18 protein-coding genes and 1 tRNA gene are annotated in these 15,375 nt (G+C 45.3%); 2 read left to right on the forward strand and 17 right to left on the reverse strand.

The window, feature by feature from the left end:
* Nucleotides 1–312: 312 nt before the first annotated feature.
* From rpsR to rpsF, 3 genes are read right to left on the reverse strand one after another with little or no spacing between them, the layout of a single operon-like run.
* Complete coding sequence (gene rpsR / locus A3844_RS26500) at nucleotides 313–585, reverse strand: 30S ribosomal protein S18 (RefSeq protein ID WP_019914552.1); 273 nt, start codon at nucleotides 583–585, stop codon at nucleotides 313–315.
* A 20-nt stretch (nucleotides 586–605) separates the two neighbouring features.
* Nucleotides 606–1,106 (reverse strand): single-stranded DNA-binding protein, encoded by a 501-nt coding sequence (gene ssb / locus A3844_RS26505; RefSeq protein ID WP_074086470.1) that lies wholly within the window; start codon nucleotides 1,104–1,106, stop codon nucleotides 606–608.
* A 47-nt stretch (nucleotides 1,107–1,153) separates the two neighbouring features.
* The gene (gene rpsF, locus A3844_RS26510; protein ID WP_074100720.1) at nucleotides 1,154–1,438 is read right to left on the reverse strand and encodes a 30S ribosomal protein S6; all 285 of its coding nucleotides are present in this window, start codon (nucleotides 1,436–1,438) and stop codon (nucleotides 1,154–1,156) included.
* A gap of 220 nt (nucleotides 1,439–1,658) precedes the next feature.
* Here rpsF and A3844_RS26515 point away from each other — a divergent pair, with 220 nt between their 5' ends.
* Entirely contained in the window at nucleotides 1,659–1,856 is a 198-nt protein-coding gene (locus A3844_RS26515; RefSeq protein WP_074086472.1) for a YjzC family protein, read from the forward strand.
* Between the two features lie 362 nt (nucleotides 1,857–2,218).
* Here A3844_RS26515 and A3844_RS26520 read toward each other — a convergent pair.
* The 4 genes from A3844_RS26520 to A3844_RS26535 all read right to left on the reverse strand — a co-directional run bounded on the left by A3844_RS26520 (nucleotide 2,219) and on the right by A3844_RS26535 (nucleotide 3,859).
* A tRNA-Ser gene (locus tag A3844_RS26520) sits at nucleotides 2,219–2,309 on the reverse strand.
* Nucleotides 2,310–2,356: 47 nt separating this feature from the next.
* Nucleotides 2,357–2,566: a DUF951 domain-containing protein gene (locus A3844_RS26525; protein WP_074100718.1), complete on the reverse strand. Its 210-nt coding sequence runs from the start codon at nucleotides 2,564–2,566 to the stop codon at nucleotides 2,357–2,359.
* On the reverse strand, nucleotides 2,566–3,594 hold the full coding sequence (locus A3844_RS26530) for a mechanosensitive ion channel family protein (protein ID WP_074109017.1): 1,029 nt from the start codon (nucleotides 3,592–3,594) through the stop codon (nucleotides 2,566–2,568). Before A3844_RS26530 ends, A3844_RS26525 begins: the two co-directional genes overlap by 1 nt.
* Entirely contained in the window at nucleotides 3,587–3,859 is a 273-nt protein-coding gene (locus tag A3844_RS26535; RefSeq protein WP_074086475.1) for a putative Se/S carrier protein, read from the reverse strand. Before A3844_RS26535 ends, A3844_RS26530 begins: the two co-directional genes overlap by 8 nt.
* Nucleotides 3,860–4,023: 164 nt before the next feature.
* On the opposite strand from A3844_RS26535, the gene yyaC reads away from it, so the two are divergent.
* Nucleotides 4,024–4,632, forward strand: a complete 609-nt coding sequence (gene yyaC, locus A3844_RS26540) for a spore protease YyaC (protein WP_074086497.1) — start codon at nucleotides 4,024–4,026, stop codon at nucleotides 4,630–4,632.
* Here the strand turns inward: yyaC and A3844_RS26545 are convergent.
* The 10 genes from A3844_RS26545 to A3844_RS26590 all read right to left on the reverse strand — a co-directional run bounded on the left by A3844_RS26545 (nucleotide 4,604) and on the right by A3844_RS26590 (nucleotide 15,339).
* Complete coding sequence (locus tag A3844_RS26545; RefSeq protein ID WP_074086476.1) at nucleotides 4,604–5,104, reverse strand: DUF4446 family protein; 501 nt, start codon at nucleotides 5,102–5,104, stop codon at nucleotides 4,604–4,606. The two genes, yyaC and A3844_RS26545, sit on opposite strands and share 29 nt — an antisense overlap.
* Nucleotides 5,105–5,229: 125 nt before the next feature.
* Nucleotides 5,230–6,387, reverse strand: a complete 1,158-nt coding sequence (locus tag A3844_RS26550; protein WP_074109023.1) for an aminotransferase class V-fold PLP-dependent enzyme — start codon at nucleotides 6,385–6,387, stop codon at nucleotides 5,230–5,232.
* A gap of 93 nt (nucleotides 6,388–6,480) precedes the next feature.
* Nucleotides 6,481–7,323: a ParB/RepB/Spo0J family partition protein gene (locus tag A3844_RS26555; protein WP_074086477.1), complete on the reverse strand. Its 843-nt coding sequence runs from the start codon at nucleotides 7,321–7,323 to the stop codon at nucleotides 6,481–6,483.
* Complete coding sequence (locus A3844_RS26560) at nucleotides 7,316–8,077, reverse strand: ParA family protein (RefSeq protein ID WP_074086478.1); 762 nt, start codon at nucleotides 8,075–8,077, stop codon at nucleotides 7,316–7,318. The genes A3844_RS26555 and A3844_RS26560 overlap by 8 nt, the downstream gene beginning before the upstream one ends.
* Nucleotides 8,078–8,289: 212 nt before the next feature.
* The gene (gene noc, locus A3844_RS26565; protein ID WP_074086479.1) at nucleotides 8,290–9,105 is read right to left on the reverse strand and encodes a nucleoid occlusion protein; all 816 of its coding nucleotides are present in this window, start codon (nucleotides 9,103–9,105) and stop codon (nucleotides 8,290–8,292) included.
* Between the two features lie 416 nt (nucleotides 9,106–9,521).
* The gene (rsmG, locus tag A3844_RS26570; protein WP_074086480.1) at nucleotides 9,522–10,244 is read right to left on the reverse strand and encodes a 16S rRNA (guanine(527)-N(7))-methyltransferase RsmG; all 723 of its coding nucleotides are present in this window, start codon (nucleotides 10,242–10,244) and stop codon (nucleotides 9,522–9,524) included.
* Nucleotides 10,245–10,247: 3 nt separating this feature from the next.
* Entirely contained in the window at nucleotides 10,248–12,134 is a 1,887-nt protein-coding gene (gene mnmG / locus A3844_RS26575; protein ID WP_074109018.1) for a tRNA uridine-5-carboxymethylaminomethyl(34) synthesis enzyme MnmG, read from the reverse strand.
* Nucleotides 12,135–12,188: 54 nt separating this feature from the next.
* Nucleotides 12,189–13,565 (reverse strand): tRNA uridine-5-carboxymethylaminomethyl(34) synthesis GTPase MnmE, encoded by a 1,377-nt coding sequence (gene mnmE, locus A3844_RS26580; RefSeq protein WP_074109019.1) that lies wholly within the window; start codon nucleotides 13,563–13,565, stop codon nucleotides 12,189–12,191.
* A 122-nt stretch (nucleotides 13,566–13,687) separates the two neighbouring features.
* Complete coding sequence (gene jag, locus A3844_RS26585; RefSeq protein ID WP_074086483.1) at nucleotides 13,688–14,422, reverse strand: RNA-binding cell elongation regulator Jag/EloR; 735 nt, start codon at nucleotides 14,420–14,422, stop codon at nucleotides 13,688–13,690.
* A complete protein-coding gene (locus A3844_RS26590; protein ID WP_074086484.1) occupies nucleotides 14,419–15,339 on the reverse strand; it encodes a YidC/Oxa1 family membrane protein insertase in 921 nt (306 codons plus the stop codon). Before A3844_RS26590 ends, jag begins: the two co-directional genes overlap by 4 nt.
* Nucleotides 15,340–15,375 lie beyond the last annotated feature (36 nt).

A 15,375-nucleotide genomic window follows, 5' to 3' on the forward strand; every position in this document is an offset into this window, starting at 1 on the left:
TGAAATGGTTGGTCGCACTTCCATTTTACCAAAAGAGTGGTTTCTTTTTTGCGTTTTTATAAATATTGTAGTATGTTTCCCGCTTAAACAGCGGAGAGGACGGAACGATTGTGGAAAAGCGATAGCGTTCGCCTTTGTGTCCGGATTTTCACCGCTAAGGGGAATAAAAAAAATCTGGACACAAGAGCGATTGGAACAACGGTCCGTTCGCGGAGCGTCCTCACGGAGCACAACGTTTGTCCGACTCCAAAAACAAGGGATGTCCCAAGTAGCCATTTCATGGCTTATGGGACACCCCCTTCATGAAACGTCCTATTCCGTTGTGTAAGGCAGCAGCGCGATTTGACGCGAGCGTTTTACAGCAATGGTCAGAGCGCGTTGGTATTTAGCACTTGTACCTGTTACACGACGCGGCAAGATCTTTCCGCGTTCACTGATGAACTTCTTCAGAAGCTCAGTGTCTTTATAGTCAATGTGAGTAATCTTGTTCACAGTGAAGTAGCACACTTTTTTGCGCTTGTTGCGTCCACCACGACGTGCCGGTCTTTTGTCGTTGTCTCCGCCTTCTCTTTGTTTGAAAGCCATGTCAGTTCAGTCCTTCCTTATTAAAATGGCAAATCATCGTCCGATATATCGATCGGTTTTCCATCGCCCGAAAAAGGATCTTGAGTATTGTTGTTACGCGAGAAATTATTGTTATTTCCGCGTCCACTGTTACCGCCGCCACCATAGGATGGTTCTTCTGGTACATTTCCGCCACTTGGCGCATTGCCACCTTCACGATTCTGCGAGGATTCCAGGAAACGGACATTATCGGCAATAACTTCAGTAACGTATACACGTTTTCCTTCGTTATTCTCATAATTCCGTACTTGGATGCGGCCTTCCACGGCTGCCAGACGCCCTTTGCGCAAGTAATTGGCACAGGTCTCAGCCAGCTGTCTCCAGGTTACTACCGGGATGAAGTCCGCTTCGCGTTCACCGTTCTGGCCCGTAAAGTTGCGGTCTACGGCAAGCGTAAACTGCGTTACGGCAACACCAGCGGGAGTATAACGAAGTTCCGGGTCACGGGTCAACCGACCGATCAGAATGATACGGTTCAACAATTCAATCCCCTCCTTATAAGCGATTCGTTACAAAGCTTGTCAAGATCTTAGGCAACGTCGTTCGTAATGAGATAACGAATGACTTCGTCGGAAATCTTCATGAGACGTTCCAATTCGGTAACAACTGCAGGTTCTGCAGTAAAGTTAACCAAAACAAAAACGCCATCACGGAATTTCTTGATCTCATACGCAAGACGGCGTTTACCTTGCACATCGTGCTTTGTAATTTCTCCGCCGTTGGAGATGATGCCTTGGAATTTTTCGACTGCTGCTTGAACGGCTTCTTGTTCAATGTCAGGACGAATAATGTACATGACTTCATATTTGCGCATAATTTTCACCTCCTTATGGTCTGCGGCCCCTAATCACGTCAGGAGCAAGGAACGAGCACAAACATAGACTCGCACCAAATTAATATACCAAATTGCCCAAAGGAGTGCAAGTTATTTTTATCAAGAAGGCTATTGGGTACTTTTTAGGCTACATGAAGAGACATTGATCCGAGCATAATAACACCGTAATTACTCACTCTATCCAAGGAGGAATGGTCCAATGGGCGAGCAAACCGAATACGAAAAAGGCGATAAGGCTCCAAATCCGGGCATCTACACAGAGGTTGGCGAAGCACGAAGCTTCCATACCCAAATTCAGAATCCAAAACGAATTGAAATGAAGAGGGGTGACACTTTTCCGGAAACCTCAAATAAAGACCGCAAGTGGAAAAAGGTTGAAAAAGCCCGGGTTCATTAATTTTTACATCACATGTATAAAAAAAACCTCATGAGACATACTATTCTCAGGCAGTACAAAAGAGAGGTGTGGTTCCGTTGGACGTCGTAGACGAACACAATCACAAGGATTCTGAATCAGCATCTATTGTAAGTCGGGGAGAGTAAAGGCTTCCTCTTAAAAAAGGGATAAGCCTGGCAAAACCTGCATCACTTTAGCGGCTATAGACAGATTAAATCCGAACGTTATCCATGTACTGCCTCTTGAGAGGGACCTGAAAGGGTCCCTCTTTTGTTTTTCGTTTGAATTGACATTACATAAAATAAAAAAATCCTCCGTTATGTCAACGGAGGATTCGTAAGTTAATGTATGTAGTACTGAAGTGGCGGAGAGGGTGGGATTCGAACCCACGCACGCTGTGACACGCCTAACTGATTTCGAGTCAGCCCCCTTGGGCCTCTTGGGTACCTCTCCGCAGCAAGAATTATTGTAGCACGCCAACTTTACTTTTGCAAGTCCAATTATTCTTTGGTTTCTCCCGCGGCTGAACGCAACACCTTTTTCATGTTTTTCTCGAACTTTGCACGGGGAATGAGGACACTATGATGACAACCGGTACATTTGATCCGGATATCCATTCCCATACGAATGATCTCCATTTCATTGGTGCCGCAAGGATGCGGCTTTTTCATGAGAACAACATCACCAAGTCCAAAAACCTTCCGTTCCATTACTGACCCTCCTCTTCTCCTTCATGGGTAGCCGCCACCTGTCTGCCCAATCTCGCTTGTGCCGAGTTATCCCCCCTCTGTGCCTCCTCTAGGCCCTCCGCTTCCATTGAAGCCCTTGCAGCCCGTTCCGCCTCCTCACGGGCTTCCTGCTCAGCCTTAGCCGTCTCCAGGGCACTCTGCTTCTCCAGCGCCTGCTTTATATCGCTCTGGATCTGCCGCTCTGCAGCATCTCTGGCATTCGGAAGACAATTCGCCGCCACCCGAATCACATACTCGGAGGTGCTCATGGACTGAATCCCCAGAACTTTCGGATAAGCAACGACATTTGGATTCCTCTCCTCTATCCCTTTCAGAGCTTCGCCGATCAAAGCCAGCGTTCCCTCAAGACCCCGTTCAATCTTCACCGGAACATCCACAACTGCCAAAGCATTGGCCAGTGAATAATTAGTAACGTTGATAATGGTGCCATTGGGGATAATGTGTACTTCCCCAGTACTGCTAAGCAATCTTGTCGTTCTAAGACCAATCATCTCTACGGTCCCTTTGTAAGTTCCTGTCTGGATTACATCACCAACAGCGAACTGGTCCTCAAAAATAATAAAAAAGCCTGTGATTACATCCTTGACCAAACTTTGTGCTCCAAACCCGATGGCAAGTCCGACTACACCAGCCCCTGCCAATAGTGGACCCAGATTGAAATGAAACTCGGAAAGCACCAGCATAATCATGACAAAATTACAGATGAACGTAACCACATTTTTCAGTAATCCACCTACAGTTGAGAACCTGCGGCTATCCCCTAATAGTTTTCCTCGTGTCTCCCTTTCCATCGACCGGTCAATCACCTTAGAGACAACTTTAATAATAACTCGGGTCAAAATGAAGATTAAAAGAATACGCAATCCTGCAAATAATACATTCGCCCACATTTCAGCATCTGTTACCACGTTCCACACCTTATCTTTGAACTGTACTGCATTTTGCACAGCCTTGGCGGCAGTCATAGACTCCAGGATCCACCTATTCATCCAACCCCTCCTTTTCTCCGATTAATTCATATCCATCACTCTTATTTGCTCTAAAAATCCCGCGTATCTCAACATCCTGTTCCTTTACAATCTTGCGGACCTCTCCCAGTGCTCCCCGAAAGAATTGGATCGACATTGCACACCCGGCAGTAATCTCCTTCGGAGTGGGGAAGATATCAATATCGATTTCCGCATATTCAAGCAGCATTTCTGCACGCAGCGCCTGTTGCGTAGAGTCAAAAGCAATCAGCAATTCCTCATCCATGTGCAAGCCTCCTTCTGGGTTTATCGTCCTATCTCTATCGAGTGAAGTATAAAAAACATTTTTCATCCATATACTAGGATCATCAGCAGGCTCTCAAACCTGAATATCCTATGGCTTATCTGCTGGTATTTTCACATACGCTCCGTCTCAGAAAGGAAGATCCTATGAATTTTTCTTCTAAAGCTGTCTCATTGCCGGAACCGTCTTGTTTAAAAATATCACATGCTGATCCCAATATCTATTCTGCCATTACACATCGGCTGTTGTTTCATTTCTCCCGCACCCGCTCAGATACACCAATCATAATAGTCTGTGTGGGTACAGACCGCTCAACGGGCGATTCGCTCGGCCCGCTTGTCGGAACGGCATTAGCCCGATTTCACAGCCCCTTGTTTCATCTGTATGGCACCTTAGATGAGCCTGTACACGCAGTGAATTTAGAAGAAACTCTTACCCTTATTCACGAAAAACACAAAAATCCATTTATCATCGGCATTGATGCCTGCTTGGGCCATTCCGCCAGTGTCGGATGTATTCAGGTTGTCGAAGGTCCACTAAGACCCGGAGCGGGAGTTAACAAACAACTTCCTCCTGTCGGAGATATCCACCTCACCGGAATTGTGAATGTTGGCGGATTTATGGAGTATTTTGTCCTGCAGAACACAAGATTAAGTCTAGTCATGCGGTTGTCAGACATCATCGCTTCCAGTCTCTATTCCGCTTTAAGACAATGGAACCTTCACGCTAGATCTGCTGCGACGCGAGAGCAATAACTTCCTTTTCTTCGGGTGACAGCGGATATTGCGATTCTCCGCCCTCAAGAGGCTTAGAGTAAATATATGAATTTTCACGGTTATGAAGACTAGTCAAGACAACACCACTCCGGTTGTCGTCAATGATGGCCATCGAGAAGCTCAGGTCATTCCCCCGCTCTCCAAAAGCATTGTATCGTTTCACTGCAACCTTTGACTTCATGCCTCGGAGTTTGACCTGTGCTGCCTCAATCATCGTCTTGTGCTCCCGCTGAGTTTCTTCCAGCATGTCCCCCTGGTTTCTGAGATCGATTAGTAGACTTTCCAGATCTTCCACACCATTACCGGTCATCATTGCCTCATATTTCCGCCGCATTTTACGAATCCTTGCTCCCTGAATAATCAAGACGATTGCCAGCACCATGATAATCAATGCAAACCCCATGATGAATACCGACAATTGCTCAGTAATCACTTCATTTAACTCCGACATGTACAGACCATCCTTCTGTATAAATATAAGTGTAAATATATTTCACGTATCCAATCATTTTACTACCTCTTTTTCACACATAACCATGGTATAGCAATGGGGCCAATATATGTTTGCTCGATATACTATTTTTTCTGTCCATACATTTCTGTCATTGCAATCAGCATTCTGTGAACATCCTCATCTGTTGAAGTGACACCGACGCTTGCCCTTACAGCCCCACTTTTGAGTGTTGATGCAGCTTTATGAGCTAGCGGAGTACAATGCATTCCTGCTCGCACAGCAATATTATGTTTACGATCGAGGCGATGAGCGATATCCGCTGAATCCTCCCCCTCAATGACAAAGGATACTATCCCACTACGTTCTGAACCTATTCCCGGCCCGAGCAGCTTCATTCCAGGAATAACAGACAGCCCTTCCATGAGCTTCTGAGTCAGCTCCCACTCCTGAAGGTGGATGTTTTCCGGACCCAGAGACATCACCTTCGTCACTCCTGCCAGCAGTCCGGCTATCCCCACCCCGTTTTGCGTCCCTGCCTCATACCGATCCGGTCGCACGTTAGGCTGTTCGCTATTTTCGGACTGACTCCCAGTGCCTCCATGCATTAGAGGGATCAGATCCAGCTCTGGCGCTATATACAACCCTCCGGTACCTTGTGGCCCCAGCAACCCTTTATGTCCTGGAAATGCAAGCAGATCTATATTCATTTTTTTTACATCAATAGTTAATGAACCTGCACTTTGAGCAGCATCCACCAGAAAGACTGCACCGTTTGATTTGGCAATATCTCCAATCTCACCAATAGGCAGAATACTTCCAAACAGGTTAGAGCTGTGATTGCATATCACCATTTTTGTATTTGGCTTAAAGGTCCTTTGCAATTCAAGCAAATCCACTTGTCCATCACGATCAACCTTCACATAATCAATGGAGATACCCAGGGTTTGACGCAAAAATTCCAAAGGTCTACGCACGGAGTTATGTTCCGTCATTGTTGTAATAACATGATCCCCTGGTTGAAGTGTACCCTTAATGGCCATATTTAGCCCCATTGTAGTATTGTGTGTGAAGGCAATATTTTGGGCATTGGAGACAGAAAAGAGTTCAGCTAGCTTACTCCGCGCTCTCACAAGTACACGCCCGGCTCCTATGGCTAATGAATGATTTCCACGCCCGGCATTCGCTCCGGAATTTTGCAGTGCGTCCATCATGGCCGATCCAACCTCCAGCGGTTTTGGCCACGAGGTTGCCGCATGATCCAAATAGACCAATTCCTCCATTCCCTTACCCTCCACCCTTTCATCAAAAAACATACCCCTCCATATCCGTTTTAAGGGATATCTCAGGATATGTTTTCAGCACAGATATCCATATCAGTTGCCCAATAGTTCCAACAATCTTTCCAGGTCTTGGGCACTGTAATAGTTCAATTCAATTTTCCCTTTTTCCTTACCCTGCTTTATCTTCACTGTTGTTTTGAATCTCTCACGCAACAACTCTTCAACATTATCAATATACGGATCGCGCTTTACTATCTTCGCCTTAATTGCACCAGTTGGTTTACGGTCCAAATTCTTAACAACCTCTTCCAACTCTCTAACACTCCATTGCTGTTCCACACATTGTTCCGCCAGTTGTTTAACAGTTTCCGGGTCTTTAAGTGCTACAATAGCTCTGGCATGTCCCATGGAAATTGTTCCACGTGAAACATATTCCTTCACCTCTTCCGGTAAAGAAAGCAGACGCAGGAAATTGGCGATATGCGATCTGGACTTTCCTACCTTTAAAGAGAGCTCTTCCTGGGTAAGTGCGAATTGATCCATCAGCCCTTGGTAGGCAACCGCAATCTCCATTGCATTCAAGTTTTCACGCTGTAAATTCTCAATCAGCGCAATTTCCATAACCTGTTGGTCGCTTAGACTACGGATAACTGCTGGAATAGTTGCTTTACCACAAAACTGCGATGCTCTGAATCTACGCTCGCCGGCAATGATTTCATAGCCTTTGAGAACGCTCCGAACGATAATCGGCTGTATGACTCCATGTTGTCTTATCGATTCAGCCAATTCCTGAATGGCCTCTTCATTGAAATCCTTACGCGGTTGATAAGGGTTCGCCCGTAATTGCGCTAAAGGGATCTCCACAACCTTATCATCTTCGTTGATGGATAAGGATGGTATTAATGCATCGAGGCCTTTCCCTAAACGCTTACTCATAAGAAATCACTTCCTTTGCCAACTCCAGGTATACTTCTGCACCTTTGGAGCGATTGTCATAAGTAATAATGGATTGCCCGTGTGAAGGGGCTTCACTTAGTCTCACATTACGTGGAATAATCGTTCTGTACACCTTTTCCTGAAAATATTTCTTTACTTCCTCGATAACCTGAATCCCCAGATTCGTACGGGCATCCAGCATTGTCAAAAGCACTCCCTCAATTTTGAGATGAGGATTAAGATTTTTCTGAACCAAACGAACCGTATTCAATAGTTGGCTCAAACCCTCCAGTGCGTAATATTCACATTGAATTGGAATGATAACAGAATCAGCTGCGGTTAGTGAATTTATGGTAAGGATACCCAATGACGGAGGACAGTCAATAATAATATAGTCGTAATTTGATTTCACAGCATTTAAAGCCTTCTTCAGCTTTAGCTCTCTGGAAATAGTGGACACTAATTCAATTTCCGCACCTGCCAATTGAATAGTTGCTGGAATAATATGGAGACCATCGATTTGTGTCTCTAATATCGTTTCTTGGGGATTCGCTTCATTAATAAGAATATCATAAATGCAATTTGCTACATCCGCTTTGTTGATGCCAACGCCGCTTGTAGTGTTTCCTTGTGGGTCGATATCAACAAGAAGCACTCTTTTTCCTAAAGTAGCCATTCCGGCACCTAAGTTTACAGAGGTTGTTGTTTTACCAACACCACCTTTTTGATTTGCTATAGCAATAATCTTGGACACTAATTTCACCTCGAATTGTTAGGAAGAATCATCTTGTAGGTCGTGAGTTGTAACGGCATTAACCGCCTGCTGAGCTATGGCATCAATTTCACAAAAAATATAAGCAAATATACAGATAACACTCACATTTTGTTTATTTGACAATACTCCGGTTCAGGTCACAGAAAAGGCGGCCAATCACCTCAGGGCCGCCTTCAGCTTGTTGAAACCATTTATCGTTTTGGAATTTGAATGACAATCTCATAATGGTCACCGCGGTCGTTTTCAGAGGTTTTAATCTCCATTCCTGAACCCGAAACCATATCTATGGATTGACGAATTGTATTAAGAGCGAGACGAACATCCTTAGTGTAGGAAACCCGTTTTGATTTTTTGGTTTGATTTACTGCTTTATAGAAGGCAATACGCGCTTCCGTTTGTTTCACATTCAACCCTTTGGAAATGATCTCACCCAGAACCTTCAGCTGCATTTCAACTGTATCAAGCGATAGCAGTGATCTTGCATGTCGCTCTGTAATTTGTCTTTCCATTAATGCTGTTTTCACTTGTTCAGGGAGATTTAGCAAGCGGATTTTGTTGGCGATGGTTGATTGACTCTTGCCAAGCCGCTGCGCTAGGCTCTCTTGAGTCAGCTGGTGAAGATCGATTAGTTTCTGGTATGCGATAGCCTCTTCAATTGAGGTCAAATTCTCACGCTGCAAATTTTCTATTAAAGCAATAGAAGCAGCCTGTGAATCATTAAACTCACGAATAATAGCCGGGATCGTTTCCATCCCCAGTTTTTTAACTGCTCGCCAGCGTCGCTCTCCTGCAATGATCTCATATTGAGAATCACGTATACGAACGACTATCGGCTGGATAACCCCATGAGTTTTGATAGTTTGACATAGCTCGTCTATCTTTTCGTCATCAAAAATCGTCCGGGGCTGATAAGGACTACTGATGACCTCATGAACCGGGATCTGTTTGACCTCTTCTCCGCTGCTCCGCTCGGTAAATCCAAAAAGCTTGGTGAATTGTTCTTTCATTCCGTTCATAACCACCTAATTTCGTTATAGTACGATCTTCTTGACCTTGCCTAGCGAAAAGCTTATCGTACAGCAAGTAGAAGCGGCTACGCCGTCCTCAAAAGAAGCGTATGCTTCCGGAGCAGCAATACTACGCATTGCTTTCAGGTATACATTTAATGAAACAACCTGAAAACCACCCCAGACTTAATCCTTCACATATTGGAGATTCTGCAGCGACTGAATCGCTTACGCATGAAAAGTCTTACTATATTATTCTATCACTTTTCAACCTATAATCCTATTCTCCAAAGAGACCTATTTTTCCTGCATTTCATGCTAATCTCGTCCCAAACAAAAAAAACGAGCCTCTTCAGAGAGAAAAGGTTCGTTTTTTTGTTTGCTGAACGACTTAGGAAATGTTTCACGTGAAACAATCAAATTAATGGAGCTTTAGCAGGTGTTCCTGCTTTACGCGGGTATTTTGCTGGTGTCGCGCCAGTTTTGTGAATTAAAATAATATGCCGAGCCGATTCTTCAACAGGAAGACTAAATGATTCTACCTTAAGCAGTTCAGCACGCAATTCCTTAAAGCTGCGCTTAGCCTCAGTCAACTCCTCGGTAGGATCGTTGCCCTTCATCGCTGCGAAAACTCCATCTTTACGGGTAAAGGGGAGACAAAATTCATTCAACAGCGATAATCGTGCAACAGCTCGTGCCGTTACCAAATCATAAGCATCACGGTGAACAAACTGACGTGCTATATCCTCAGCCCTTCCATGAATCAATTGTACATTTTGCAATTCCAATGTATCACAGACGTGTTGGAGAAATGAAATGCGTTTGCTAAGCGAATCTACAATAGTAAGTTTTAAATGCGGAAAACAAATTTTCAGGGGAATTCCAGGGAATCCAGCACCTGAACCGATATCCGCAAGTTTATTCACATCCTCCATATTCATGTAGAAAGAAAGAGAAAGTGAATCATAAAAATGCTTCATGTACACTTGGTCACGTTCAGTTATGCCGGTAAGGTTCATTTTCTCATTCCATGAAACAAGCTCTTTGAAATAAAGTTCAAATTGCTCTAACTGCTTTGGTGTTATTGTGATTCCTTGATCTTGCAGTAAAGCAGTAAACTGGGCTGCAGTGTTATCCATAGATTATCCTTTCGCTGCTGTCACACGGTTATAATGCTCCAAGTGTACAAGGAGTATTGAAATGTCAGCCGGGGTTACACCAGAAATTCGAGATGCCTGACCAATAGAGATAGGGGCAATTTTAGTCAGCTTTTGCCGGGCTTCCATAGCCAGACCATGAATTTCATTATAGTTGATATCGTCTGGAATCCTCTTTTTCTCCATCTTTTGCAGCTTTTCTACATGCTGAAGCTGTTTTTCAATATACCCGGCATATTTGATCTGTATTTCTACCTGCTCCTTCATTTCTTCATCCAAACCTTCAGGAGAAGGTGACACCTGATCCACGAAACTGTAAGTAAGCTCCGGGCGCCGCATCAGTGTCAACAGGTTACTTCCATCAACAATAGGCGCGGATTCATATTCTGAAAGTGCAGTGTTGACATCGACAGGCTTCACCTTGGTTTCCCGAAGACGAATGATTTCACGCTCTACCCGTTCTTTTTTCTCCAGGAAAGCTTCATAACGCGGTTCAGGAATCAGACCAATATCATAACCAATTGGCGTCAAACGCAAATCCGCATTGTCATGACGAAGCAATAGACGGTATTCTGCACGTGATGTCAGCAGCCGGTAAGGCTCATTGGTTCCTTTGGTAACCAAATCGTCAATTAGAACGCCAATATATCCTTGTGAACGGTCCAGCACAACCGGATCTTTCTCTTGTACCTTGCGGGCCGCATTAATACCAGCGATAACCCCTTGTCCTGCCGCTTCCTCATAACCCGATGTCCCGTTAATCTGTCCAGCTGTGAATAGTCCAGGCAGACGTTTGGTTTCCAGTGAAGGCCAAAGCTGAGTTGGAACCATTGCATCATATTCAATCGCATAACCATTGCGCATCATTTCTACCTTTTCCATCCCAGGAATAGAACGCAGGACAGCCAATTGGACATCTTCAGGAAGACTGGTAGATAACCCTTGAACATAATATTCAGCTGTGTTCTTACCTTCAGGCTCTAGGAAGATCTGATGTTGGGATTTATCACTGAAACGCACCACCTTGTCTTCAATGGAAGGACAATATCTTGGACCTGTTCCTTCAATAATACCCGTGAACATCGGAGCCCGGTGCAGATTATCATTGATGATCTGATGGGTAACTTCGGAAGTGTAGGTCAGCCAGCAGGGCAACTGTTCATTATCAGATGATTTGGTTTCGAAGGAAAAGAACTTCGGCTTCTCATCCCCAGGCTGAATTTCAGTCTTGAAAAAATCAATCGTATCCTTATGCACCCGTGGTGGTGTGCCAGTCTTAAATCGAACAAGCTCAAATCCAAGTTCGCGCAAATTCTCGGAAAGTCTAACCGAAGGCTGCTGATTGTTCGGCCCGCTCTCATAAGTCAACTCACCCATGATCACTTTGCCGCGCAGGTAGGTTCCTGTAGTCAAAATGACTGTTTTGCTATGGTATACCGTTCCTGTCTTTGTGATGACACCGGCAACATTCCCATTTTCAACAATCAGTTCCTCCACCATCCCCTGGCGGAGGGTCAGATTTGGAGTTTTCTCCATCGTTTCCTTCATCGCGTGCTGATAGAGAAATTTGTCTGCTTGTGCACGTAGCGCATGTACTGCAGGACCTTTACCGGTGTTAAGCATGCGCAGCTGAATAAAGGTCTTATCAATATTGCGGCCCATTTCGCCGCCAAGTGCATCGATCTCACGTACAACATGCCCTTTGGCGGGCCCGCCAATGGACGGATTGCATGGCATGAAGGCTACCATATCCAGATTGATTGTAATCATCAGCGTGCGGCAGCCCATTCGTGCTGCGGCAAGTGCAGCCTCGCAGCCGGCATGGCCTGCGCCAATGACCACTACGTCATAGCTGCCTCCATCAAAGTTCATAGGTGTTACCTCCTAGTTTTTTCTTTTTATAGTGGATACGCTTATCAAGCGCAGTTATTTACCCAAACAAAATTGTGAGAAGATTTGATCCAAGAGCGAATCAGCAGCCGTATCTCCAATAATCTCTCCGAGCTGCTCCCACGCAAGACGCACATCAATTTGAATCATATCTATAGGAATATGCATATCAGCAGCCTCGTAGGCATCCTGCAAGGATTTATAAGCCTTTTTGAGCAGAGCAATATGCCTTACATTGCTTACATAAGTCAGATCCCCTGATTCCAGCTTACCTTCAAAAAAGAGCTCAGAGATTGCTTCCTCCAGCTTATCTAAACCTTCCTCCTCCAGCACAGACATCGGAACAATACTCGATTCGCTAAAATAAGAGCGCAGTTTATCTTTGTCCAAACGGGAAGGTAGGTCCATTTTATTCATGATCACCAGTGCTTGTCTACCTTGGATTTGTTCCATTAATGCCAATTCATCCTCATGAAGCTCATCCGCTGAGTTCAAAACAAGCAGGATGAGATCAGCATCACTAAATGCCGCCTTGGAGCGTTCAACGCCTATTTTCTCTACAATATCCATTGTTTCGCGAATTCCAGCAGTATCAAGCAGCTTTAGCGGGATATTGTTAATCGTTACATACTCTTCTATAACATCACGCGTTGTTCCCGGAATATCGGTTACAATCGCTTTGTTGTCACGGGCAAGCGCGTTAAGCAAGGAGGACTTGCCAACATTGGGACGGCCGACGATCGCAGTCGTAATGCCCTCGCGCAATATTTTTCCTTCATTTGCCGTTTTAAGCAGTCTGTTGATGCCATCCATAACTTCTGTACTTTTATCTTTAATAAATTCAGCAGTCAAGGATTCCACATCATGCTCAGGATAATCAATATTCACTTCAATATGAGCCAATGTTTCAATAAGTGTATGGCGGAGTGTGTGAATACGTTCAGATAAGGAACCGCTAACCTGCTTCAGCGCAACCGAAAAAGCACGGTCCGATTTCGAACGGATCAGATCGATTACCGCCTCTGCTTGGGAAAGATCAATACGTCCGCCCAAAAATGCGCGCTTGGTGAATTCCCCAGGTTCTGCAAGTCTAATATCCTGCTGCAACAGCAGATCCATGACTCTCCGAACCGAGATCACACCCCCATGGGCGCTTATTTCAACTACATCCTCAGTCGTAAATGAACGTGGTCCCTTCATCACAGTGACTAGCACTTCTTCCATTCGCTCTCCGTCATCAGGACTGATGATATGCCCGTAATGAACAGTATGCGATTCCACCTCTGTAAGAGGTGTTTTACTGCGAAACAATGGAGCCACCTGGGAAATCGCTTGGGGGCCACTAACCCGGATAATCGCTATCCCTCCTTCGCCTAATGCTGTAGATACAGCAGCGATGGTGTCACTAAGCATACTCTATTCACCTCAATTTGTTCTGCACTTCAGCTCCGGCTGAATGAATGATTTTGGTCTTGTATTCGAAAAAAACAATGACCCCTTATATTGGTCAAGGAGTCATTGCGGCAATATAGTCTCTACTTCAAAGTGATAACGACGCGGCGGTTCGGTTCTTCACCCTTGCTGAGTGTGTTGACCTGCCGGTGGTCCTGTAATCTGGAGTGAATAATTTTCCGTTCTTGAGGGGACATCGGCTCCAGAACGACCTCTTTGCGGGTACGAACAACCCGTCCAGCCAAGCGGTCAGCCAGCTCTTCCAGAGTCTTCTTACGGCGTTCGCGGAAATTCTCCGCATCCAGCACAAGCCGGATAAAACTATCAGAATAACGGTTGGCAACAATATTGGCCAGATACTGCAGAGCATCAAGAGTTTGTCCTCTTCTGCCGATCAGCAGCCCCAGGTCCGGACCGGATATTTGTAGAACTGTTGATTCCTTGGCATGAATGATTTCAACTTCCACCTCAAGCCCCATGCTCTTGGCGACATCCACAATGAAATGAACGGCCTCTTGGTAAGCATCCTCTACCGGGTGTCCGGAATCTTGGCGTGGTACACCGCCGGCAGCCTCTGGTTTGCTCTCTCTTGTTGACTGATGAGGCAGTGACGGAGCACTCGCCGCTGATGCCGGTGCGGCTTCGGCAATCAAGGTCAGTTCGACCTTGGCACCCTTCGCACCGATCAATCCCAGGAATCCTCTTGACGGCTGTTCCAATACGTTGACCGTTACCCGGTCCTTGTGAACTCCAAGCTGGTTAAGGCCTCGTTCTACAGCATCTTCAATGGTTTTCCCTGTCGCGACGACTTTGCTCATTTTGACTTTTTGGCCTCCTTATTTCCTTTGCTGCTATTGCCTTTTGCAGCAGGAGTAACATCCTTGCGGGCGGAGTTATTCTTACTCTTCACCAGATTAACTTCTTTGGTGCTACCTGTGCCTGCACCAGCAGTAGCTATAGCCAATTTGGCTTTGTCATTGTTGCGGTACAAGAAATAGTTCTGAATAATGGTATACAAGTTACTGTAAAACCAATACAGCGGAAGTGCAGACGGGAAGTTGTAGGACATGATGAAAATTAGAACTGGATATACCATCATCATGAACTGCATAGGGCCCTGCTGTTGCACAGGGTTCATCTTGGTCATCATCCGGGTCTGCAGGAATGTAGTCGCTGCTGCCAATAGCGGAAGGATGAACAGATGATCGGGCTTGCCGAGCTGAAGCCACAGGAACGAGTGCTCACGCAGAGACGGGTTATAATAGATCGAATTGTAAAGCGCGATAAAGATCGGCATTTGCACAATCAGCGGCAGACAGCCGGCCATTGGGTTAACCTTGTTCTCCTGGAACAGGCGCATCGTTTCCTGTTGTACCTTTTCAGGCGTATCTTTATATTTTTTCTTAATTTTCTCGAGTTCCGGTTGAATAGCCTGCATCGCACGCGAGCTTTTTACCTGTTTCATCGTAAGCGGCAGGATAATTGTGCGGACAATAATAACCATTACAAGGACGGCTAAGCCATATTGTCCATTAAACCATTTAGCAAAGGTATCCAAGGCTGTGGCAAAATAATAAACCACATTACTCTGCCAGAAGCTTCCGTGCTTCAAATCCTCCGTAGTATGCGTCACAGTTGTTGACGACGGAGAGCACCCCGACAGAACAGCAATCATTAATACCATTACACCGAGGAGAAGAAACCATTTTCCTCGTTTAGTCTTCAATAGAGACACTTCAAAACCCCTCTCTTAAACATTCCATTGCACCGT

The organism is Paenibacillus helianthi, from assembly GCF_001909055.1.
GTDB lineage: Bacteria > Bacillota > Bacilli > Paenibacillales > Paenibacillaceae > Paenibacillus_AQ > Paenibacillus_AQ helianthi.